Source organism: Thioalkalivibrio paradoxus ARh 1 (assembly GCF_000227685.2).
Lineage (GTDB): Bacteria > Pseudomonadota > Gammaproteobacteria > Ectothiorhodospirales > Ectothiorhodospiraceae > Thioalkalivibrio > Thioalkalivibrio paradoxus.
Map to the genome: position 1 here is coordinate 1,808,300 of NZ_CP007029.1, position 22,106 is coordinate 1,830,405.

Annotated in this window: 19 protein-coding genes, 1 tRNA gene and 1 pseudogene; 12 read left to right on the forward strand and 9 right to left on the reverse strand. The window is 66.6% G+C overall.

Annotated elements, in window-relative coordinates; all coding sequences use genetic code 11:
* Window positions 1-24 precede the first annotated feature (24 nt).
* A complete protein-coding gene (gene ycaC, locus THITH_RS08290; protein ID WP_006747537.1) occupies window positions 25-651 on the forward strand; it encodes an isochorismate family cysteine hydrolase YcaC in 627 nt (208 codons plus the stop codon).
* Between the two features lie 214 nt (window positions 652-865).
* Here the strand turns inward: ycaC and THITH_RS08295 are convergent.
* Window positions 866-2,120 (reverse strand): annotated as a pseudogene (locus tag THITH_RS08295) (IS256 family transposase).
* Window positions 2,121-2,256: 136 nt separating this feature from the next.
* Here THITH_RS08295 and THITH_RS08300 point away from each other — a divergent pair.
* Complete coding sequence (locus tag THITH_RS08300; protein WP_006747535.1) at window positions 2,257-4,119, forward strand: hypothetical protein; 1,863 nt, start codon at window positions 2,257-2,259, stop codon at window positions 4,117-4,119.
* Window positions 4,120-4,173: 54 nt separating this feature from the next.
* Entirely contained in the window at window positions 4,174-4,932 is a 759-nt protein-coding gene (locus THITH_RS08305) for a hypothetical protein (RefSeq protein WP_006747534.1), read from the forward strand.
* 661 nt (window positions 4,933-5,593) lie between these two features.
* Here THITH_RS08305 and THITH_RS08310 read toward each other — a convergent pair.
* Window positions 5,594-5,669 (reverse strand) — tRNA-Asn (locus THITH_RS08310).
* Between the two features lie 39 nt (window positions 5,670-5,708).
* Window positions 5,709-6,896: a pyridoxal phosphate-dependent aminotransferase gene (locus THITH_RS08315; RefSeq protein ID WP_006747533.1), complete on the reverse strand. Its 1,188-nt coding sequence runs from the start codon at window positions 6,894-6,896 to the stop codon at window positions 5,709-5,711.
* A 58-nt stretch (window positions 6,897-6,954) separates the two neighbouring features.
* Here THITH_RS08315 and uvrB point away from each other — a divergent pair, with 58 nt between their 5' ends.
* The 7 genes from uvrB (at window position 6,955) to THITH_RS08350 (ending at window position 15,410) form a co-directional block, all read left to right on the forward strand.
* Window positions 6,955-9,021 (forward strand): excinuclease ABC subunit UvrB, encoded by a 2,067-nt coding sequence (gene uvrB, locus THITH_RS08320; protein ID WP_006747532.1) that lies wholly within the window; start codon window positions 6,955-6,957, stop codon window positions 9,019-9,021.
* A 3-nt stretch (window positions 9,022-9,024) separates the two neighbouring features.
* Window positions 9,025-9,510, forward strand: coding sequence for a PNPOx family protein (locus tag THITH_RS08325; protein WP_006747531.1), 486 nt, complete (start codon window positions 9,025-9,027; stop codon window positions 9,508-9,510).
* 112 nt (window positions 9,511-9,622) lie between these two features.
* Window positions 9,623-10,633 (forward strand): beta-N-acetylhexosaminidase, encoded by a 1,011-nt coding sequence (gene nagZ, locus THITH_RS08330; RefSeq protein WP_025367403.1) that lies wholly within the window; start codon window positions 9,623-9,625, stop codon window positions 10,631-10,633.
* 148 nt (window positions 10,634-10,781) lie between these two features.
* Entirely contained in the window at window positions 10,782-13,265 is a 2,484-nt protein-coding gene (locus THITH_RS08335) for a heavy metal translocating P-type ATPase (protein WP_006747529.1), read from the forward strand.
* A gap of 248 nt (window positions 13,266-13,513) precedes the next feature.
* Window positions 13,514-13,882, forward strand: a complete 369-nt coding sequence (locus tag THITH_RS08340) for a DsrE family protein (protein WP_006747528.1) — start codon at window positions 13,514-13,516, stop codon at window positions 13,880-13,882.
* Window positions 13,883-13,935: 53 nt separating this feature from the next.
* Entirely contained in the window at window positions 13,936-14,487 is a 552-nt protein-coding gene (locus THITH_RS08345) for a hypoxanthine-guanine phosphoribosyltransferase (protein WP_025367404.1), read from the forward strand.
* A 173-nt stretch (window positions 14,488-14,660) separates the two neighbouring features.
* Entirely contained in the window at window positions 14,661-15,410 is a 750-nt protein-coding gene (locus THITH_RS08350; protein ID WP_006747526.1) for an S-methyl-5'-thioinosine phosphorylase, read from the forward strand.
* Between the two features lie 241 nt (window positions 15,411-15,651).
* On the opposite strand, the gene THITH_RS08355 is transcribed toward THITH_RS08350, so the two are convergent.
* Window positions 15,652-16,170 carry a DUF2459 domain-containing protein gene (locus THITH_RS08355; protein ID WP_051418645.1) on the reverse strand — a complete coding sequence of 173 codons (519 nt, stop codon included), beginning with the start codon at window positions 16,168-16,170 and terminating at the stop codon, window positions 15,652-15,654.
* Between the two features lie 199 nt (window positions 16,171-16,369).
* Between THITH_RS08355 and THITH_RS19215 the strand changes: the two genes are divergently transcribed.
* Window positions 16,370-16,579, forward strand: a complete 210-nt coding sequence (locus tag THITH_RS19215) for a hypothetical protein (protein ID WP_084222709.1) — start codon at window positions 16,370-16,372, stop codon at window positions 16,577-16,579.
* On the opposite strand, the gene THITH_RS08360 is transcribed toward THITH_RS19215, so the two are convergent.
* The 5 genes from THITH_RS08360 to THITH_RS08380 all read right to left on the reverse strand — a co-directional run bounded on the left by THITH_RS08360 (window position 16,576) and on the right by THITH_RS08380 (window position 21,435).
* Entirely contained in the window at window positions 16,576-17,229 is a 654-nt protein-coding gene (locus THITH_RS08360) for a DsbA family protein (protein ID WP_006747524.1), read from the reverse strand. The two genes, THITH_RS19215 and THITH_RS08360, sit on opposite strands and share 4 nt — an antisense overlap.
* A 151-nt stretch (window positions 17,230-17,380) precedes the next feature.
* A complete protein-coding gene (locus THITH_RS08365; protein ID WP_006747523.1) occupies window positions 17,381-17,860 on the reverse strand; it encodes a rhodanese-like domain-containing protein in 480 nt (159 codons plus the stop codon).
* Window positions 17,861-17,975: 115 nt separating this feature from the next.
* On the reverse strand, window positions 17,976-19,106 hold the full coding sequence (locus THITH_RS08370) for a hypothetical protein (protein ID WP_006747522.1): 1,131 nt from the start codon (window positions 19,104-19,106) through the stop codon (window positions 17,976-17,978).
* A 3-nt stretch (window positions 19,107-19,109) separates the two neighbouring features.
* Window positions 19,110-20,372: a vWA domain-containing protein gene (locus THITH_RS08375; RefSeq protein WP_006747521.1), complete on the reverse strand. Its 1,263-nt coding sequence runs from the start codon at window positions 20,370-20,372 to the stop codon at window positions 19,110-19,112.
* Window positions 20,373-20,388: 16 nt separating this feature from the next.
* Window positions 20,389-21,435 (reverse strand): AAA family ATPase, encoded by a 1,047-nt coding sequence (locus tag THITH_RS08380; protein WP_006747520.1) that lies wholly within the window; start codon window positions 21,433-21,435, stop codon window positions 20,389-20,391.
* A gap of 337 nt (window positions 21,436-21,772) precedes the next feature.
* On the opposite strand from THITH_RS08380, the gene THITH_RS19220 reads away from it, so the two are divergent.
* Complete coding sequence (locus tag THITH_RS19220) at window positions 21,773-21,970, forward strand: hypothetical protein (RefSeq protein ID WP_084222644.1); 198 nt, start codon at window positions 21,773-21,775, stop codon at window positions 21,968-21,970.
* Window positions 21,971-22,106: the final 136 nt, after the last annotated feature.

The window sequence follows — 22,106 nt, forward strand, 5'->3', positions numbered from 1 at the left end:
GGGAACTCAACGAGGAGATCTGCCATGACCAAACCCTATGTTCGACTGAACAAAGACGATGCCGCCGTCCTGCTGGTGGACCATCAAGCCGGGCTCCTGTCGCTGGTGCGCGATCTCAATCCCGATACGTTCCGGAACAATGTCCTGGCCCTGGCCGCGCTTGCCCGGTACTTTGAACTGCCGACCGTGCTGACCACGAGTTTCGAGTCCGGCCCGAATGGCCCCTTGATGACCGAGCTCAAGGAGACCTTTCCGGAGGCGCCGTACATCGCGCGTCCCGGTCAGATCAATGCCTGGGACAACGATGCGTTCGTGCAGGCGGTCAGGGCCACCGGCAGGAAACAATTGATCATTGCCGGGATTGTCACCGAAGTCTGCGTGGCTTTTCCGTCGCTCTCGGCGCTGGAAGAGGGTTACGAGGTCTTCGTGGTCACTGATGCCTCCGGGACGTTCAACGCCCTTACCCGCGACGCGGCGTGGCAGCGCATGGCCGCCGCCGGTGCGCAGTTGATGACCTGGTTCGGGGTGGCCTGTGAACTGCATCGCGATTGGCGCAACGATGTAGAGGGCCTGGGGACACTGTTCGCGGAACACATCCCGGATTATCGGAATCTGATGAACAGCTACGCGAGTTTGCAGGCAGCCCAATAGGACCCGGGAGCCGAGGACCTTGCCCGGCACCGTGGGCAGAGTCCTCTCCCTTGTCGGGCAGCCGGTGGGTACAACCCCGAAGGCCGCTTTCGTCCGGCTTCCGGGCAGCCATATGCGCGAGAACACGATGGACCGCTCGGAGCCGTGAAGGACCGGCGGGGTGGCGTGGTCGGGCATTTGGCAGTGAGTTATTGTCAAATCTGGTGTATGGCGGTCAGGCCGCTTTCCTGTCTGACTGATCCGTCACTTGTTCCCCGTCCTGGAACGGGACGTTGTTGATGACAAGCTCCAGCTTGCGGAACCCCTTGATGCGTTTCCAGCGCTTCTGGGCGCTCTGGAGCAGTTTGAAGACCATCGCCAGGGTCGTTATCGCGTGACCCGCAGTTGCGGCTGCGCCGCGTGCGCAGACGGACCGTGGCGAAGGTCGACTCGATCGGGTTGGTCGTGCGGATGTGCACCCAGTGCTCGGCGGGGAAGTCGTAGAACGCCAGCAGGGGCTCCCGGTCCTTGTGCAGGCGCTCCATCGCCTTGGGATATTTGGCATCGAAGCGCTTCAGGGTCCGATCAAAGGCGGCATGGGCCGCCTCCCGGGTCTCGGCCATCCAGATGTTCTGCAGTTCTGCCTTGACCTTGGGCTGCATCGACTTCGGCAACTGGTTCAGCACGTTGGCGGTCTTGTGCACCCAGCAGCGTTGCTCCGCCACGTCCGGCCAGGTCTTGCGCAGGGCCTTCCAGAACCCCAGTGCGCCGTCGCCGATGGCCCGCTTCGGTCCGGTGCCGAGACCGCGTTCACGCAGGTCGGTGCGCACACTGGCCCAACTGGCCTCCGACTCCCGGTGACCATCCTCGACCGCCACTAGCTCCTTGCGGCCATGCTCGGTGACGCCGATGATCACCAGCAGGCAGAGGCGATCATCCATGCGCACGTGGCTGTAGATCCCATCCGCCCAGAAATACACGTAGCGCCGGTCGGACAGGTCACGTTGGCTCCAGCTCCGATGGTCCGCCTGCCACTGTGCCTTCAGCCGCGAGATCGTATTGGCCGATAGCCCTCGGGCCTGCTCCCCGAGCAGCGCCGCCAGGGCCTCCTGGAAGTCGCCCGTGGAAACGCCCTTGAGGTAGAGCCACGGCAGCAACTCCTCGACGCTGCGGGCCCGCTTCAGGTACGGCGGCAGCAGCGTGCTGTTGAAGCGCACACCCCCGTCGCTGCGATCCCGAACCTTCGGCACCCGCACGCTCACCTCGCCGATTCCGGTCTGCACGGTGCGCTCCGGCAGATGGCCGTTGCGGACCACCGCCTGGCGTCCGTCCTCCAGTCGGTGCGCCGCATACTGGTCGAGAAATCCGGCCAGTTCGGCTTCCACCGCCCGGGCGATGAGGTCGCGGGCACCTTGCCGCAGCAAGTCGTGCAGCGGATCCGCAATCGACAGTTCTGGTTGTGAAAGAGCTCGGAGAGTAGACTCGGTCATGGCGTATCCTTCCTTTTGTTGGCTGTGATCTGGCGAGAGATCAGCCAGCAGGATACGCCACCCTTCCTACCCCCCCGTACACCAGATCTGAGCTTAACTCGGCTGGTCGACACCACCATCCCTTGCGAGGCTGACCATGTTCCACACACGCCCTCTTCTCCTTCTGCTCGTGCTCGCCCTGGCACTCCCCAGTCTGCTCGCATGTGGTGACCCGGAGGCTCAGGCAGAGGGCGATGACCCCGAGCAGATGGCCCGCCAGGCACCGCCCGAACACGACCCCGAAGCGACCTACAAGGGCCGCACTGCGGCTGAGCACGCCGAACGCCTGGCCGACCTCAGCCACATGCGACAGCTCTCTGCCCTGGAAGACATCGCCGCTATGGGCGTGCACGGTCTGCCCGCACGCGAAGCCATCCACGCACTCATCGACGGGATCGAAGCCCGAAACCTGGACCCCCGGGTCGCGGAGCATGTCGAACTGGCGGCGCTGGGCACCCTGTACCACATCGAGGCCCCGGAGGCACCCGCGATGGCACGCCAGCGAATCCTGGACCCCGGCTACAGCGAACGCACCGGCACCTATCGGCGACTGATGGGCGCCGCCCTGAACAGCGGCATGGATCCAGAGAGCCTGGGCGCCGACATCATCGGGCTGGCGACTTCCGAGCCGGAGCATGCGGCGCGCCTGCTGCGCACCGAGGCACTGCCGGATACCGTCCAGGCCGATCTGGCACAGGCCCTATTCCCGCTGGACCACGACGCAGAGACCACCCGCTTCTTCCTCGAAAAGCTCGCCGACTTCGACTTCATCGAACCCGCCCAGACGCTGGATTACATCCGCTCCCATCAGGACCTGGCCAGCGAGAACAGCCGGGCCACACACAGCCTGCTGGTCATCATCGGGACCGAAGAGGCCCTGGATCTCGCGCTCGACGTCAGCGGCTCCACCGCGGTGGGCGAACCCCGGCTGGTCGGCCTGTTCGCCCAATCGGAGATGGGGGCGGAACGCGCGATGGAGCGAATACTGGAGGCGGCCATGGCAGCCGAAACGCCGGAGGCCATCAAGGCTGCGACCGACGCCCTGGGGGGCCTCACTCAAGAGTTGATCCGGCCGTTCCGGGGGCGCACGGCAGAACCGGGAACTCCGGAGATGAACCTCGAGATCGTGCATGATCTGCATGTCGGGGCGCTGGCCCGATTGATTCGGGAAGGCTCCACCGAGGCGCATCAGGCGCAGGGGATCGAGAGCCTCGGCGGGTATCTGCGCAACAACCGGGAGGTGCCGCCCAACCCGGCGCTGGAACCGGTCTTCGCGATCGCCACCAGCCCGGAGCACGGACGTGAGGCGAGGCTGAACGCCCAGCAGACCTTGCAGGCCACGGTGACCTCCTTCGGCGGGGCGCTCGAACAGGATCCGGAGTACGTCTATACGGAAACCGTCCGGATGCTATGGACCGGCACCGATGCCGAGACCACCGAGGTGGCGCAGCGGATCCTGGGTAATGCGCGGCGCTCGTCGGAACACGCGGCCCTGGTCCTCGAACAGCTCAGCCTGACGATGGAGGCACACCTGGACGACTGGGCGGTCAACCCGGCCGCGGCCGTGGCACTGAGCCTGGCGAGCATGGACGCCTTCGATCGCCACCCCGCGCGTGAACAGGGCACCGTTGTCGTGGGCCAGCTCATCGCCAGCGAGCAGGCCGACTTGGCGTTTCTCGAGCCGCCGATGAGGCGGCACATGAATACCCTGGCCAATGCAGGCAACAACTCCGCGACCGGCACCATCGGGCTGATTGGGCCCACCATCTTTGCCGAGCACGCGGCGCTGCATCGGGAATTCGAACCCGCCGCCTTCGCCCAAATCATGCTGCAACAGCCCGCCTGGCTAACCGACGAACCCGGGGCGGCCGAGCAGTGGCAGGACTTCCTGCAGCAAGTGGTCGCAGCCGACCGCGAGCACTTCAGCACCACGGCCCAGGAAGCGCTGGACGCCCTGTAGGCATCCGGCCCTCCGTTACGCTACCCATCCAGGGTTCACAAAGGACATTGCCCCATGCCGATCCAGATCACTTGCTCCCGCACCAGTCGCCTGTTCGTGGCGGCGGCCGGCCTGTTCGTCACGACCGCGCTCATGAGCACGCCGGTCGCGGCGCAGGACATCAGCGACATGGACTCCCAGGACATCCGCAGCATGACACCGCTGGGTTCGCTCCAGGCCACAGTCGGAACCGAAACCCTGGAGTGGACCATCCTCCATGGTGAAGTCGACGGCGAGAACCTGGCCTCGGCCAGTTGGCAACCCATCACGATGCCCGAAAGTCCCATGGCCCGAATGATGGCGAACATGGATGAAGAACAGCGTCGCCAGATGGAAGAGACCATGGGTGCCGCCGGCGTGGGTGTCGACCGGCAGTACGTCCGCATACGCATCACCGGCTTCGATCCCGAATCCGGAAAGGTGCAACGCGCGGGGATGCTCTCGATCGAACTGGGGATGCTGGCCACCCGCGACATGGACGCCGTCCACGCGCAGCCACACCAAGCGGACGTCTCCTACTACCGGAAAACCGACGACGGCGTCACCCTACTGGTCGCCAACACCCGCTCCGCCGGAGCCACAACGACCGTTGACTTCGACCGCCTGGAAGTGAACGACGGCAAAGGTTCCGCCGAAGGACGCTTCAGCGCAGACCTGTGCCCCATGCGGCAGGTCGTGCGCAACACCATCGAGCCCGAAAGCTGCATCACCCTCGAAGGTGAATTCACCACGCGACTGGCGGAGCAGGAACCCGTCAGCATGACGGGACAATGATTGTCCCCTGACAATCTGCCACCCCGGCAACCCGCCCGAGCGCCTCCAGAGGCCCGGGCCACCAGAAACCACCACGCATACAGCGGGGGTCCCACATGTTCAAGACCATGTCCTGTGTCCTGGGAGCGGTATTCGCTTTCGGCCTTGTTATCGAGTCCGCCGCAGCCCGCGGCTATGTCCCCATCGGCGGAAACCAGGGAGCGAATTATACGCCGCAGAACCCCAATGACCCCGATTCCCGATCGGCCGACGAAGGCGGAGCCTCCAGTCGACCCGATTCAGGGCGCTCCACTCGCCAGCCGGGCCTGACCACCCCCTCCCCGGGCGTGGTCGCCCCCTCACATGGCTCAGGACAAATCCCGGTTCAGGAACCGGGCCGAATCAACCCCGGGACCCGGAATGTGACGCCAGCGCAGGGCGTTGAAGGTCCAGGGGCGATGCCGAAACCGGGCGACCCCGGCTCCGGAAGAACGACCCCCGGCGGGCGATAAGAGAAGCCCGATAAGATCATGGGTGCCGGTCTCGTTTTCTGACTTGGTTTTCCCCAACGCTTGGCTACGCGGCAGGCGCGTGAAGGCGAGAGTTGGCTATACCGTGGCTACACGGACCCCAGAAACGAAAAAGGCCACCCTGCAAAGGTGGCCTAAGTCGTTGTTTTATCTGGCTCCCCGGGACGGACTCGAACCGCCGACCTAGTGATTAACAGTCACCCGCTCTACCGACTGAGCTACCGGGGATTGGGAAGCCGCGAATGCTAAAGTCCGGCGCTCTGCGAGTCAAGCGCCGCGGGCGAAGCGGCCGATGCGCTCGAGCGCCTGGTCGAGCACGGCGAGGCTGGTGGCGAACGAGATGCGCACATGGCCGTCGAGGCCAAACGCGCTGCCCGGAACCAGTGCGACACCGACGTCGTCGAGCAGACGGCGCGAGAACTCGATATCGTCGGCGATGCCGCGGGCCTGCATCGCGCCGGTTACTCTCGGGAAGCAGTAGAAGGTGCCGTCCGGCATCAGGCATTCGACACCGGGGATCGCGTTCAGGCCGTCGACGACATGCCGGGCGCGCTTCTCGAATTCGACGCACATGTCGCGCACGCACTGCTGGTCGCCGTTGAGAGCCACGACCGCAGCCGCCTGCGCGATCGAGGTGGGGTTGGAGGTGCTCTGCGACTGCACGTTCTTCATCGCGCCGATCAATTTCGCCGGGCCACCCGCGTAGCCGATCCGCCAGCCGGTCATCGCGTAGGCCTTCGACACGCCGTTCAGCACCACGGTGCGCGGCGCCAGGTCGGGCGCGACGTTCAGGATGTTCACGAACTTCGCGCCGCCGAACAGGATGTGCTCGTACATGTCGTCGGTCGCGATCACGAGGTTCGGGTGTTCGCGCAGCACCTCGGCCAGCGCCGAGAGTTCATCGGCACTGTAGGCCGCACCCGTCGGGTTCGATGGGCTGTTCAGGAAGATCAGCCGCGATCTCGGCGTGATCGCAGCGCGCAGCTGCTCGGCGTTGATCCGGAAGCCGCTTTCCTGCGTTGCAGTGATGAACACCGGCGTCGCGTCCGCGAGCAGCGCGATGTCCGGGTAGGAGACCCAGTAGGGCGCCGGAATCAGCACCTCGTCGCCCGGGTTCAGCAGCGCCTGTGCCAGGTTGAAGATGCTCTGCTTGCCGCCGGAGGAAACCAGGATCTCGTTCGGTTTGAACTGGAAGCCGTTGTCGCGTTCGAACTTCGCGATGATCGCCTGCTTCAGCGCGGCGGTGCCGTCGACCGCGGTGTACTTGGTTTCCCCGCGGGCAAGCGCATCGATCGCGCCCTGCTTGATATGCTCCGGGGTATCGAAGTCGGGCTCCCCGGCACCGAGACCGACGATGTCGCGGCCCTCGGACCTGAGCTGCGCGGCAAGCGCGCTGACCGCCAGGGTAGGGGAGGGCTTGATGCGCTGAACGCGTTCGGAAAGTTGGATGTCCAAGACGGGCCTCTGGCAAGCACTGGAATGAGGGAAGCAGCGTTGGTCGCTGCACTGCGAAATGATACTGAAATCAGACGTGCAAGATAAGGCGGAAGCGGGCCAGCGGCTCGAGGTCGTGTCGAGTTACCAGCCGGCCGGCGACCAGCCCGAGGCGATCCGGGCCCTGGTCGACGGGATCGAGTCCGGCCTCGCGCACCAGGTGCTGCTCGGGGTGACCGGCTCGGGCAAGACGTTCACGATCGCGAACGTGATCGAACAGGTGCAGCGGCCGACGATCATCCTCGCGCCGAACAAGACACTGGCGGCCCAACTCTACGGCGAGATGAAGGAGTTCTTCCCGCATAACACGGTGGAATATTTCGTTTCCTATTACGACTATTACCAGCCCGAGGCCTATGTGCCGTCGTCGGACACCTACATCGAGAAGGACGCGTCGATCAACGACCACATCGAGCAGATGCGCCTGTCCGCGACGCGCGCGCTGCTGGAACGGCGCGACGCGATCATCGTCGCCAGCGTATCGGCGATCTACGGCCTGGGCGATCCCCGCAAGTACCTGTCGATGGTGCTGCACATCAAGCGCGGCGACCGGGTGGACCAGCGCGAAATCCTGCGCCGGCTGGCCGAGCTGCAGTACACGCGCAACGACATGGAACTGCGCCGGGCGACCTACCGTGTGCGCGGCGAGGTGATCGACATTCACCCGGCGGAATCGGAGGCCGAGGCGGTGCGCATCGAGCTGTTCGACGACGAGGTCGAAAAGCTCAGTTATTTCGACCCGCTGACCGGAGAAGTCCTGCGCACGGTGCCGCGGTTGACGATTTACCCGAAGACCCACTACGTGACGCCGCGCGAGACCCTGGTTGCGGCGGTGGATGAGATCCGCGAGGAACTCAAGCAACGCCTGGACTTCCTGCGCAACGAGAACCGCCTGGTCGAGGCCCAGCGCCTGGAGCAGCGCACGGTGTTCGACATGGAGATGATCCTCGAGATCGGCTATTGCTCCGGGATCGAGAACTACTCGCGCTACCTTTCCGGCCGTGCCGCCGGCGAGCCGCCACCGACGTTTTTCGACTATCTGCCGCCCGATGCGTTGCTGGTGATCGACGAGTCGCATGTTTCGGTACCGCAGATCAACGGGATGTTCCGCGGCGACCGCTCGCGCAAGGAGACGCTGGTCGAGTACGGCTTCCGGTTGCCGTCGGCGCTGGACAACCGGCCGCTGCGCTTCGAGGAGTTCGAGCACCTGCAGCCGCAGACCATCTACGTCTCCGCGACTCCGGGGCCGTATGAGCTGGAACACGCCGGGGCCGTGGTGGAACAGGTGGTCCGGCCGACCGGCCTGCTGGATCCAAGGCTGGAGGTGCGCCCGGCCAGCACCCAGGTCGACGACTGCCTGTCCGAGATCCGCCTGCGCCTCGAGCGCAACGAGCGGGTGCTGATCACCACCCTGACCAAGCGCATGGCCGAGGATCTGACCGACTACCTGTCCGAGCACGGCGTGCGGGTGCGTTACCTGCACTCGGACATCGATACGGTCGAGCGCATGGAGATCATCCGCGACCTGCGCCTCGGCGAATTCGACGTACTGGTCGGGATCAACCTGCTGCGCGAAGGCCTGGACATGCCCGAGGTCTCGCTGGTTGCGATCCTCGATGCCGACAAGGAGGGCTTTTTGCGTTCGGAGCGCTCGCTGATCCAGACCATCGGGCGCGCGGCGCGCAACGTGAACGGCATGGCGATCCTGTACGCGGACACGGTCACCGGCTCGATGCAGCGGGCAATCGAGGAAACCGAGCGCAGGCGCGAGAAACAGATGGCACACAACGAGCGCCACGGCATCACGCCGCTGGGCATCCGCAAGGCGGTCGCCGACATCCTCGAGGCGCGGGCCGATCCGCGCCAGGCCCGGCGGGGGCGCGACCGTCGCGTGGCCGAGACGTCCCCGGCGTACGCCGACACCCCCGACCATGCCACCCGCGAGATCGAACGCCTGGAGAAGGAGATGTACGAGAAGGCACGCAACCTCGAGTTCGAGGAGGCCGCGCGGCTGCGTGACCGCATCCAGGACCTGAAGGAACGCGCGTTCCGCCCGGAAGCCGCGCTGCAGCATACCGGTTCCTGAACCATGAACGACGCTGATATCCACCAGGTGGCCGAAGGGCTCGTCGACTCAGTGCCCGGGTTGGTGATCGGAACCGATGCAGGGCAGGGCATCGCGCTCGGCCACCTGCCGTTCACGGGATCGCTGGAGGACGGACTGGTGGTGGTTTCGAGCCGGTTGGCGGCGCATTACCATGCGCTTGCGGCGGACCGCCCGGTCGCCTGCCTGCTGCTCGAGGACGCCGCCGACTGCCGTCAGATCTATGCGCGCAAACGCTTGCTGCTGCACTGCCGTCCCGAACGCCTGAACGATCCCGCGCAGAGGGCCGGCGCATTCGCGGCGCTCGAGGCGCGGTTCGGCGGCATCCTGAACCTGCTCGAGGGGCTGGCGGACTTCCAGGCGTTTCGGCTGCATGCATTGTCCGGAGAACTGGTGCTCGGTTTCGGCAAGGCTTATGCGCTCCGCGGGACCGGGCTGCGCACGGTCGTACAGCAGACCGGCAGCGGCTGAGCGCGGCGACCTGCGGCAGCAGGAACGCCTGCCGGCGCAAAACCCGCTAGACTGAAGATTCCGTCGTGTACGAACCCGGTATGAATCCATGAGCGAATTCCTGGGCCCGGTGATGCTGGGTATAACGGGGCTGGAACTGACCCCGGAAGATCGCGAGCGCCTGCTGCACCCGGCCACCGGCGCCGTGATCCTGTTCACTCGGAACTACGAGAACCCGGAGCAGCTTCGGGCACTGGCTGCCGAGATCCGTTCCCTGCGGCAACCGGAACTGCTGCTGGCGGTGGATCACGAAGGCGGGAGGGTGCAGCGCTTTCGCACGGGGTTTACCGAATTGCCGCCGATGCGACGCATCGGCGACGTGTTTTCCTACGATCCGACCCGGGGGCAGGAGCTGGCGCGGGATGCCGGATGGCTGCTGGCGCAGGAACTCAAGGCCGCCGGTCTGGACTTCAGCTTCACCCCGGTGCTGGACCGCGACGCGGGTATCAGCGAAGTGATCGGCGACCGCGCGTTCCACGATCGGGCGGACGTGATCGCCCGGCTCGGCGGCTGCCTGCTCGACGGACTCGACGAGGCCGGAATGTCGGGGGTCGGCAAGCATTTTCCGGGGCATGGCGGCGTCGCCGCGGATTCGCACGAGGAGCTGCCGGTGGATCCGCGTCCATTCGCAGAGATCGAGGCCGACGACATCGCGGCCTTTCTGCCGCTGTTGCCGCAACTGGGCGGCATCATGCCGGCACATGTGATCTATCCCGACGTGGATTCGAGTCCCGCGGGTTTCTCGGGGATTTGGCTGAACGACCTGCTGCGGGTGCGCTGGGGCTTCGACGGCGCGCTGTTCAGCGACGATCTGGGGATGGCCGGCGCCCACTTCGCGGGCTCGCCCGCCGACCGCGCCCATGCGGCCCTGTATGCAGGTTGCGACATGGTCCTGATCTGCAACGATTTCGCCGCGGCCGACGAAATCCTGCAGACCCTCGAAGGGCGCGATTCGAACCCCGACACGCAGCGCCGGCTCGAAGCCATGCGTGCCCGGCCGGCGGCACAGGATCCCGCTCGGATCGAGGCCGCGCAGTCCCGGTTGCTGGCGTTGGCCGACCGCGAACCCACCTACATCACCTGACCGCCGGACATCGGATGCCCGGCGGTCAGCGAGGGAAGCCCAGGCGCTCGCTGGCCGTCCCTGTGCCAGCGAGACCATCCAGCGTTCCGGAGGTGCAACGGTGAAGACCCGGCAGGCACGGACTGAATCCCCACGGCAGCGCTAACGCATGGAACGCCGCTTGAGCGCTCCGCGTCCGACCCGACTGGAACTCCCGGTCGGCGGGATGAGCTGTGCATCGTGCGTGGCACGGGTCGAGAACGCGATTCGCGCGGTTCCCGGGGTGCAGGATGCCAGCGTGAACCTGGCCACCGGACAGGCGAGCGTCGACCTCGGCACGGCCAGCGCCCAGGCGGTCGTTGCCGCCGTGGCGGCCGCCGGCTACGAGCCCGCAAGCGAAGAGCTCCGCGTCGTGGTGCGCGGCATGAGCTGCGCATCCTGCGTGGGGCGTGTGGAAGACGCGTTGCGCGCGCTGCCGGGAGTACTCGAGGCCGACGTGAATCTCGCGGCCGAGACCGCCCGGATCCGGTATCTGCCCGCCCAGGTGGCCCCGGCCGACGTGCTCGCTGCGGTCGAGGCGGCCGGTTACGACGCCAGCCTGCCGGAGGCGGGCCCGGACCCGGTCGATCGGGAACGCTCGGCGCGGGCCGCCGAACACCGCACGCTGAAGCGCAGCCTGACGCTTGCGGCCGCACTGACGCTGCCGATCTTCGTGATCGACATGGGTGGGCACCTGATTCCCGCATTTCATCATGCGGTGCACGATACCCTGGGCACCGGGAACCTGTACCTGCTGTTTTTCCTGCTCGCGTCGGGGGTGCAGTTCGGTCCGGGCCTGCGTTTCTATCGCAAGGGCTGGCCGGCGCTGATCCAGGCGGCGCCGGACATGAACTCTCTGGTGATGCTCGGCACCTCGGCCGCCTACGGGTACTCGGTGGTTGCGACCTTCCTGCCGGGATGGCTTCCCGAGGGCACGGTGCATGTGTACTACGAGGCCTCGGCGGTGATCATCACCCTGGTGCTGCTCGGGCGGTTCCTCGAGGCCAGGGCCCGGGGCGCGACCTCCGAGGCCATCCGCAAACTGGCAGGACTGCGACCACGCACCGCACGCCTGCACCGTGCCGGCGAGATCGTGGAAGTGGATGTGGCACAGCTACGCCCGGGCGACCGGGTGCTGGTCCGGCCAGGGGAGCGGCTGCCGGTCGACGGGGAGGTCGTTGAGGGCAGCTCCTGGGTCGACGAGTCGATGATTACCGGAGAACCGCTGCCGGTGCTGAAGGAACCCGGGGCAGCGGTCGTGGGCGGCACGGTGAACGGGCAGGGCAGTCTGACCTTTAGCACCACCCGGGTCGGCAGCGATACCGTGCTGGCGCAGATCATCCGCATGGTCGAAGCCGCCCAGGGCTCCAAGCTGCCGATCCAGGCCCTGGTGGATCGGGTCACGCGGTATTTCGTTCCGGTGGTGATCGCGATCGCGGTGCTGACCTTCGGAGTGTGGCTCGCATTCGGACCGGCGCCGGCGCTGACGCTCGCGCTGGTGAATGCGGTGGCGGTGCTGATCATCGCCTGCCCCTGCGCAATGGGGTTGGCCACGCCGACGTCGATCATGGTCGGGACCGGCAAGGGGGCGGAGATCGGCGTGCTGTTCCGTGGCGGCGATGCGCTGCAGGCGTTACGGGCGGTCGAGGTGATCGCGCTGGACAAGACCGGCACGCTGACCGAGGGGCGGCCGGAAGTGCTGGGCATCGAGACCGCACCGGGCTTCGACACGGACGACGTGCTGCGCCTTGCCGCTGGAGTCGAGCTCCATTCGGAGCATCCGATGGCCCGGGCCATCCTGCGCGCGGCCGAGCACCGGGGATTGCAGCCGGGCGCTGCGCAGGGGTTCACGGCAGAGGCAGGGCAGGGCGCCCGCGCCGAGGTCGAAGGGCGCCGGGTGCTGGTGGGGTCGGCACGGCTGCTGGCCGCGGAGGGCATCGACTCCCGCGACCTCGCCGACGCGCTTGCCGGCATTGCCGCGGGCGCTGTGGCGACCCCCTTGTTCGTCGCCGTCGATGGCCATGCCGCAGCCGTGCTCGCGGTTGCCGATCCGCTGAAAGCGAGCGCAGGCAGCGCGGTCGAGCGCTTGCATGCACAGGGGCTGGAGGTGGTGATGATCACCGGTGACCAGCGCGGCACCGCCGAAGCGATTGCGCGCGAACTCGGCATCGACCGGGTCGTGGCCGAAGTCCTGCCCGAGGGCAAGGTGGCAGCGCTGCGCGAACTGCAGCAGAGCGGGCGCCGGGTCGCGTTCGTCGGCGACGGGATCAACGATGCGCCTGCGCTGGCGCAGGCGCAGGTTGGAATCGCGATCGGTTCGGGCACCGATGTCGCGATGGAGTCGGCCGATGTGGTGCTGATGTCCGACAACCTGCTGGGGATTGCCAACGCGATCGCACTATCGCGGGCGACGCTGCGCAACATCCGGCAGAACCTGTTCTGGGCATTCGTCTACAACGCGACGCTGCTGCCGGTCGCGGCCGGAGTTCTGTACCCGTTCATCGGCCTGCTGCTGTCGCCGATGTTCGCGGCGCTGGCGATGGCGTTCTCCAGCGTCAGCGTCGTGACCAATGCGCTGCGTCTGAAACGCTTTCGGCCGCCGGCACCGGCCTGAAGGCGGGCATTCCCAGCGCGCCGGATGACCCTCCGCGCCCGAGAGCGCCGCAGCGGTCCGGAACATGATTTCCATCAATACCCTCGGGGCCGAAGGCTGCCAGAGTCGGTACTGCCGCCGGTGACCCCGAATGCGTTACGGGTTCGGGGAACGGGGCGGGGGGAACGCCTTACAATCAAGCGACCCTCGGCGCACCGTGCGAGCCTGACTTCCCGTACAATGCCCGCCTTCACATCTGGAGAATCTTCATGGCCGACAAACTGCTCATCGTGATGGTCAATACCGATCCCCGCAACGGCTCGGAACTCGGTGCCCCGTTCTTCCAGGCCACCGTCGCCGCAGCCATGGAATACGAGGTCGAGGTGGTGCTGACCGGCCGCGCCGGCGAGCTCGCGAAGAAGGGGGTCGCCGAGAACCTGTATGTGCAGGAGGGCAGCTCGAAGTCGGTCTATGACTTCATCAAGGATGCCGCGGAAGCCGGTGTCACCTTCAAGGTTTGCACCCCGACGCTGGATCTCTGGGGCGACGACCTGATCCCGGAGATCGAAGAGACCGTCGGCGGGGCCTACGTGATCTCCGAGGCGATGGACGACGACACCGTCACCTTCACCTACTGATCCCTGGATCCCCCGGCCCGGTACGCAGGTCCGGGGGAATCGTGATCCCGTTGATTTCTCCTGCCGAGGCGAGGCGCGTGCTGCGCGAAGCCGACTGCCTGCACAGCCGCGAGGCGGTCGAGACCGCAATCGACCGCCTTGCTCAGAACACGGCCGAAGTCCTTGCCGAGCGCAATCCCCTGGTCCTCGGGGTGATGACCGGCTGTGTGGTGCTGCTGGGAGGCCTGCTCTCGCGCTGGTCGTTCCCGATGCACCTCGACTACGTGCACGCAACCCGCTACCGGGGCGACACCCGCGGCGGGCCGCAACTCCACTGGCTCGCGCAACCGCAGACCCCGATCGCCGACCGTACGGTGGTACTGGTCGACGACATCCTGGACGAAGGCGTGACCCTCGACGCGATCCGCCGGCATTGCCTCGACCAAGGGGCCGAGCAGGTGTTCAGCATCGTGCTGGTGGACAAGGCGAACCCGAAGCGCGATCCGCGCATCACCGCCGACCACGCGGCGTTGCAGGCGCCCAACCGGTATCTGTTCGGCTACGGCATGGACTACCATGACTACCTGCGCAACGCTCCGGGCGTGTTTGCGGTACGGGGAACCTGAGTCCCGGATTCCAGGCCAACCCCGGCGATTCCGATCGAAACCCAGGGCGTTGTGGTCGGCCTCGGCCCTGCGCATCGTTTCATTACGGGGTGCCGGCCCCGAGTCATTGGACGGGCGACGGGGCACAGGCCCCGGGTCATTAAACGGGGCGCAGGCCCCGATGAGGAAAGCGCATGAGCGACGCAGGTCTGGCGATCATCGGCGGCACGGGGCTGACTCGGCTCAAGGATCTCGAAATCACCCGCCGCGAAGTGATGCACACCCCCTACGGTGAGCCTTCCGGGCCGCTGACCTACGGCCGTTACCACGGCCACGAGGTCATCTTCCTGCCTCGTCACGGGGCTCAGCACACGATTCCACCGCACCAGGTGAATTACCGGGCCAACCTCTGGGCGCTCCGGAACGCCGGCGTCGACACCGTGCTTGCGATCGCCGCGGTCGGCGGGATCACCGCAGAGATGGCACCCGGTGTGATCGCGGTACCCGACCAGATCATCGACTATACCTGGTCGCGCTTTCACACCTTCTTCGAGGGTGACGGGAACGAAGGCGTGACCCACGTCGACATGACCTATCCCTACAGCCAGGAACTCCGGGAGACGCTGATTGCAGCGTCGCGGGAGCTCGGTCTCGGGGCGGTCGAGCAGGGCACCTACGCCGCGACCCAGGGGCCCCGCCTGGAGACCGCGGCCGAAATCGATCGACTGGAGCGCGACGGCTGCGACCTGGTGGGCATGACCGGTATGCCCGAGACGGCCCTGGCGCGCGAACTGGAGCTGCGCTATGCCTGTTGCGCGGTGGTTGCGAACTGGGCCGCGGGCCGGTCGGAAGGCGTGATCACGATGGACGACATCGCGCGCAACCTCGAAACCGGGATGGCGCGGGTGAAGCGGCTCTTGCCGGAAGTGATCTCCCGACTCTGAGAGGCTCTCCGCCGGAACGCAGACGCATGGCCGGAAATTGGCCGGTGGAATCGAGAGGCGCGGGCAACTAGCCACCGGCACCAGGGCACAGCCTCCGTATACCGTGCGCTTCAGTCATTGGGAACTTGGGAGAGCGAGTGGTGCGTCTCCCGGATCCGCCGAACGCCCAGGCACGCATCGAATTTAACATAATATACATTATGCGAAGTCGGATTCGCGGCTGTGGCTGGCAGTGCCTAGGCTACTGCGGCCCTGGCTCGCCCTGCGGCTCGATCAGTTGCCAGCGCGACAGCAGTGCCGGCCCGCGCACCTCCGCTCCGAGTGCACGCAGCCACTGGGCGACCCGGGTGTTCGAGTTGTTCCGCCAGGTATACGGCTCCGGGTGCGGTGCAAACACGAGATCGTACATCGCCACGTACCGGTGCCGTTCGGGCTTGCGCGCGTGCAGTGCGTCGAGTTCGTCGCGCAGCCGATCGGCATCGGCACCGGAGACTCGCAACGGGTACACCGCCTGAACGCCCACCCGCAGCTGCGCCAGCAATGCCGGCTCCTCCGGAGGCCCCCTTAACTCCCGACGTGCCAGCGTCGCCGGGGTCCTCAGGAACAGCGCAGCCAGCGCCGATCCGATCCTCATGTCCTGATCGGCATAGAAGCGCCAGTCGCCGTAGGCATAGCGAACCATCGAACCCGCCGGCGTGGCGACCACCAGGCTGGTATGCCGGCCATGGTCCAGCAGGAACACCGCCCGCGGATCGTCCACCTGCAGAGGCGGCTGGACCGGGGTCGCAGAACATCCCTGTATCAGAACAATGACCAACAGAAGTAAGGCCGTTTCGAGAATTCGACGCGGTCGCGGCACTGTGCGGTCCCCTTGCATCGGCTCCGGCATACCGCGGCCGCGGAATCCCCGATCGGCCTCAGTGTGCCTGGGCGATTTCTGTGAAACGAAACGCCATTCGATCGATCGCCTTAGCGTGAAAGTCACGGCCTGTCTCGTGTCCCGGGCAACCCGTAGGGCGGAAAAGCGCAGCGTCATCCGCCGCTCGGCGTTCGCGCCTGCGCGGCGCCTGCGGCAACCCCGGCGCCAGCTGGCGGATGACGGCCTTCGGCCTTTTCCGCCCTACGCCTCTTTCATCATCGGGGGTGGCCACAGGGGTCATGGCAGTTAGCCCTTGGAGTCCGCCGACGCCATGGCGGTACGGATGGCCTGCAGCATCGGCTCGGGATCCCGGTAATCGATCGGGATCGGCCGGTACCCGCGCGCGTCCCAGAAGACCAGCGCCGGAAAACTCTCGACATCCATCTCCCGCGCCAGTGCGATCTCGGCATCCAGTTCCTGCTGCACCGATTCCGACTGCAGCGCTTCGCGGAACTGATCGATGTCCAGGCCCAGTTCTTCGGCCAGCGCAATCAGGGTCGCCTGATCCGACGGATTCCGTGCCTGGGTGTAGTACGCGCGCTGAATCGCGGTGTTCATCGGGTATTCCCACTGCTCTCCCTGGCACCGGGCCGCGATCACCGCGCGGCAGGCGGCATAGGTGGCGCGCCGCGGAACGCACTCGGTCCAAAACGCGAAGTTGAGTTCGGTGTCGGGTACATGCTGCTGGATCCTGCGCCACGACGACTGCACCATCTCGCGCAGGTCCTCGGACATGGGTTCGTCGGTATCGGGTGCCAGCCCTCCAAGCAGCCGGCGGACCTCGATCTCCGGAGGCAGGCGTTGCAGAAGTTGTCCCAGCACCGGTGCCATCGCCCAGCACCAGCTGCACATCGGGTCGTGCACGTAATAGAGCACGGGTTTCTCAGGGAAGGAATTCATCGCGACTGCGTTCTCCTGTCCAGGTCACAGGTGTACCACGAATCGGCGGCCGTTACCGGCCACGGGTGGAAATCGGGAATTTCGGGTCGACGCGACGGGTTGCCCGCGCACCGGCCACCACGCCAGCGCCGGGCGGCGTCTGCGCCCTGCCCTACCGTTCGGGCTCACCGGCCGGTCGCTGTTGCTCCGGGCGCAACCGGGGGGTGAAATAGTCGTCGGCTTCGTCCAGGTCGACCGGCTTGCCCTCGCGGTCGACCAGCGGCTGCTCGTAATCCTTCCACCCCCGCAGGCCCGTCTTCAGGCTGAATATCTGTTCGTACCCCAGCAGTTTCAGGCTCGCGCCGGCCAGCAGGCTGCGGTTGCCCGAACGGCAGACGAGCACGACATCGCGGTTGCGGGCCCGCACCAACTCCGGCACGGTCTCCTCGTAGTCCCACTCGCAAGCCGACTCGAGGATCCCGCGCGGCACGTTGATCGATCCCTCGATGTGCATCGCGTCGAATTCGTAGGGCTCGCGGACATCGACCACCAGAGTGTCGGGATCGGCCGACAGTTTCTCCTCGAGATCCCACGGCATCAACTCCGGCACATCCCGACAGCAGTCGTTGACCAGATCCATGAACTTCTTCATCGCGTGATCCCCGTATCGGCTAGCTCTTGATGTCGTCGGCAGCGCCGCTGGCCTGGCCACTGCCGCGGTCCGGTGCCGGTCTCGATCGCACGGAACGCCCCGTGCGCGCTCGCAGTCAGGGGCACAGGCGGTCGAGATGCGGAAACAGGCCACCGGTGACCGGATCCAGTGCCATTCGCAGTCCCGAACCCACCGCATCGGTGTTGCCGAAGATCGGCGCCAGCAACGGCTCGCCGACCAGCCCCATGACCAGCAAGCTCTCGAGCAGTAAACGATCCTCGGTGGGCAGCGCGTCGTCCAGCTCGCGGAACTGCCTGCAGCGTTCCGGATCGGCGACACAGGCGTCCATCCGGGCGGCATCGTCGATCAGATGCTCGATGCGGCGGTGTCCGGCCGCACTGGGCCGGATCGGAGCGAAATAATCCTCGATCGCCTCGAACAGATGCACGACCACGCCCTGATCGGAGCATTTCGACAGCGCGAAGCGCACCGTGTCGAGGTACGCCTGTCCCGGGGCGTCGAGGCTGCGCCGCAACTGGGCCGCAAACACGTTCCCCTGCCCGGCCGCGGCCTCGAGCACCGGCGCGAGATCGCCGTGGCGCGGGTGTGGCGCCCGGTCGTGCGGCAGCCTATCGGGCAGGGTCTTCAGGAAACCGACCCGATAGGCGGTTTTGCGCTGTCCCTTTTTCCATAGATCGAGCCGCACCGGCTCGTCGATCAGCCCCGGCTGGAGCACCAGACGTACCGATTCGACCATCTGCGCCGGTTGTTCCTCGTAGGCGAGAAATTCGACCAGAAACTCGGCGAGAACGCGCGCCATGCTGCCGTTGACAACCGCCTCGCGCCGGAGCATCGCCCGGGCATGGTCCGACGACTGCAGCAGCCACCACGCGCGGCTGGCGAGTTCGTCGGTCAGCCCGCTCGCGTGCACCACCGCCGCCAGCGCCTCCGGTTCCCCCAGCTTCAGCAGGCCCTCCAGGCTCTCGGCGCGCGCGTGCCCTACCCTGCGCGTCCAGCGCTTCAGGTAGGCCGGGTAGCCGTGCGGCACTCCCAGCACCGCGCTCGAAATCACCTCGCGTACCTGGCGCAGGTACTTGTCGTCCGGGCAATTCGGGTTCAGCACGATGCGCGCCTCGCCGCGCCCGGTCAGTGCGTGCACCGTCATTTTGCCCTCGTCGATGCGCAGCGCGCGCAGATCCTGCTTCAGCAGGACATTCAGGCGCAGACTGTCTTCGGGGGTCAGCATGGCTCAGTTCAACTGGACGCGCTGGCCCCAGGGCACGGATGCCTTGCCCTTGACCAGCCAGATCACTGGGTAATGTGGCGGCATCCGCGGGAACGAGCCCTCGGCGTCGGTGAAATAGACGAGCAGATCCGGCGCCCGATCGAGCCGATCGGCCCACTCGAACACCGGCTTGAAGTCGGTGCCGCCGCCGCCCCTGAACGATGTCGGCACCTCGAGTGTCTCCCAGGCCTCGAACGTCCACGGCCCATCCGGGCACAGGCGCTCGTCGCAGGCCTGCAGCACCACGCGGGCCCGGATCTGGCCCTTGATCGCGTCGATTTCGGAGACGAACTCGGCGATTTCCTCGCCGGTGATCGACCCGCTGGAATCGACGGCGACCACCACCTCGAGCTGGTGGCTGCGCAGGCTGGGAAAGATCGCCGGCTCGCCCCGACGCGACGAGGGTCGCGTGTAGCTGTAGTCATCACGCGCCTGCGCGGTCATGTAGTGCGCAAGCAGCATGCGCCAGGGCAGCCTCGGCTCCAGCACGTAATCGACCAGCCTTGCCAGATCGCCGCTGAGCTTTCCGGCCTGCATCGCCTGCTGTGCAGCCCCGGCCAGGCGCTGCTTCCACTGGACCTCGAGCGTCTCGCGCTCCTGCGCGCTCAGCGGCGGCGGCTCGTGGGCGCCCTCGCGATCCTCGTCGACGCCGTCCTGCGGCTGGGCCTGCTCGTCGGTCTCGGTCTGCGGCCGCTGGGCCTTGCCCTGGTCGTCGTCCGGCTGCTGTTCCGGCGGGGGCGGCTGCTCGCCCTTGCCGCTGCTCTGTTCCTCGGGTTTGTCGTGCAGGGTCTCCTCGTTGCTCGAGTCGTTCTCGTTGTCGACCAGGAACGGGTAGATCTCCTCGGCGGTCATGCCGTCGTACGCGTGGCTGTACAGCGCGCCCGGCGGGGCGGTCAAACCGTCGTGGATCAGGATCGGATTCACCGCGAAGTCGCAGGCGAGGTCCCACAGGTGTTTGACCCGGTGGCCCCGGCGCGCAAAGTGCAGCAGCGCGCAGTGCAGCGCCTCCTGCGCGAGCACGAACTGCGTCTCGGCCAGTGACAGGTGCTCGATGTACTCGACGTTGTAGTACAGCTTCCGGGCATCGGTGGCCGTGGTCTTGCACCAGTCCGGCCGCGCCTGCTGCAGCGGCAGCCGCAGCACCAGTGCGCCCAGAAACGGCTTGTCGATGATCAGCCGCGTGCGCGCCGCTGCCAGTTTGGTCTCGACGTCGAGTTTCAGCACCACCGCGCGTCCTGTTCGTTCACGCCTCGTAGAGCATCAAGTCGGCGACCCGTTCCGACCACTCGGCGAACTGCGGCACCGAGAACAGCTCGTCGCCCAGTGCCCGGTGCATGTCGGTCACCATCATGATGCCCATCTCGCGCTGCGGGAACGTGCTAGCGTAGTTCAGGATATTTCCCTGCACCTCGACCGACGACGCGGTTCCCCGCGCGCGGATCGCCCGGCCGACCAGCGCCGCCGCGACCGCGTACTGCAGGTCGATCTCGCGCGGCGCGTCCACGGACTCGCCGCGCACGATCGCGTCCAGGTCGGGCATCTGGTCGAGATGGGCGATGAATGCGTTGAGTTCGATTCCGGCCGCCTGCCCCACGCAGGCCTGCAGCGAGCCGCTGAGCAGTTCCGGGTGTGTCTCGAACTTCTGCAGTGCCCGGTGCGCAAACTCCCAGGAGCGCGGCGACGGGAATGCGACCGGGTTGTGCGCCGGGTCGAACTCGAACAGCAGGTCCGGGCGGAAGCGGATGAAGGCGATGACGCGGTCGTCGATCCCACGCGCGTAGGCCCAGGCCGCCCAGTCGTCGACGTTCAGCTCGACCTCGAAATGCGAGAAGCGGTTCGCCAGCGGTGCCGGCATCGTGTAGGTCACGCCGCGGTCGCCCTGACGGTTGCCGGCGGCGAAGATCGCCCAACCCGGCGGCACCTCGTAGGCGCCGAGCCGGCGGTCCAGGATCAGCTGGTAGGCAGCGGCCGACACGCTCGGCGGCGCCGAGGTGATCTCGTCCAGGAACAGGATGCCCGACGCGCCTTGCCGGTCGGCGTCCGGCAGCATCGACGGCACCGCCCATTCGACCAGGTCGCCGTCCTTGAACGGGATCCCGCGCAGGTCCGAAGGCTCCATCTGCGAGAGGCGGATATCGATCAGCGGCACTCCATTGCGGGCCGCGACCTCCGCGATCATTTGCGATTTCCCCACACCGGGCGGCCCCCAGAGCATTACCGGGGTGTGGTGTCCCTCGAGGGTACTGGCAAACTCGCGGTCAAGCACTTGCAGCAAATGCGCGGGTCGCATCGCTCCTCCAATCGGTCTCGTAGTCGTCGCCGGCAACCGCCCTGCTGCGGAAAACCCGGCATCGCGTAAGCTGCACCGGCCCTGGCAGACCCGGCGCAGGTTCCGCCTCTGCCTGCGCACCGCAATTTCTGCGGGGCAGTGGTGATCGGTGCCAGGCGTCCGGCCCGCCTGCAATCGAGAGGGCGGCCGGCGCCAGCCAGCGACGCAGACTACGGGGTTCGCCCGGTGATTTCCACTGCACCTACAGGGGGCGGTTTTTTCGCGCCAGACCGGGCCCGTGCACCCCAGGCGAGCAGCGCCGGCGTTAACGTGAAAGAACCCGCGGCGCGCGTCCGGGGTGACCTGTAGGGCGGAAAAGCGCAGCGTCATCCGCCGCTCGGCGTTCGCACCTCCCCGGCGCCTGCGGCAACCCGGGCGCCGGATGGCGGATGACGGCCTTCGGCCTTTTCCGCCCTACGATTCTTTCATCATCGGGGGTGGCTGCCCGCGCCATGAAAGTTCGCGTGAAAGAACCCGCGGCGCGCGTCCCGGGTGACCTGTAGGGCGGAAAAGCGCAGCGTCATCCGCCACATGGCATTCGGATCGCCCCGCGCGGCCTGCGGCAACCCCGACGTGGGAATGGCGGATGACGGCCTTCGGCCTCTTCCGCCCTACGCCTACGCCTCTTTCAT

Coding starts and splice junctions, on each gene's coding strand:
- ycaC (WP_006747537.1), top strand. CDS start 25: ATGACCAAACCCTATGTTCGACTGAACAAAGACGATGCCGCCGTCCTG.
- THITH_RS08300 (WP_006747535.1), top strand. CDS start 2,257: ATGTTCCACACACGCCCTCTTCTCCTTCTGCTCGTGCTCGCCCTGGCA.
- THITH_RS08305 (WP_006747534.1), top strand. CDS start 4,174: ATGCCGATCCAGATCACTTGCTCCCGCACCAGTCGCCTGTTCGTGGCG.
- uvrB (WP_006747532.1), top strand. CDS start 6,955: ATGATACTGAAATCAGACGTGCAAGATAAGGCGGAAGCGGGCCAGCGG.
- THITH_RS08325 (WP_006747531.1), top strand. CDS start 9,025: ATGAACGACGCTGATATCCACCAGGTGGCCGAAGGGCTCGTCGACTCA.
- nagZ (WP_025367403.1), top strand. CDS start 9,623: ATGCTGGGTATAACGGGGCTGGAACTGACCCCGGAAGATCGCGAGCGC.
- THITH_RS08335 (WP_006747529.1), top strand. CDS start 10,782: ATGGAACGCCGCTTGAGCGCTCCGCGTCCGACCCGACTGGAACTCCCG.
- THITH_RS08340 (WP_006747528.1), top strand. CDS start 13,514: ATGGCCGACAAACTGCTCATCGTGATGGTCAATACCGATCCCCGCAAC.
- THITH_RS08350 (WP_006747526.1), top strand. CDS start 14,661: ATGAGCGACGCAGGTCTGGCGATCATCGGCGGCACGGGGCTGACTCGG.
- THITH_RS08360 (WP_006747524.1), bottom strand. CDS start 17,229: ATGAATTCCTTCCCTGAGAAACCCGTGCTCTATTACGTGCACGACCCG.
- THITH_RS08365 (WP_006747523.1), bottom strand. CDS start 17,860: ATGAAGAAGTTCATGGATCTGGTCAACGACTGCTGTCGGGATGTGCCG.
- THITH_RS08370 (WP_006747522.1), bottom strand. CDS start 19,106: ATGCTGACCCCCGAAGACAGTCTGCGCCTGAATGTCCTGCTGAAGCAG.
- THITH_RS08380 (WP_006747520.1), bottom strand. CDS start 21,435: ATGCGACCCGCGCATTTGCTGCAAGTGCTTGACCGCGAGTTTGCCAGT.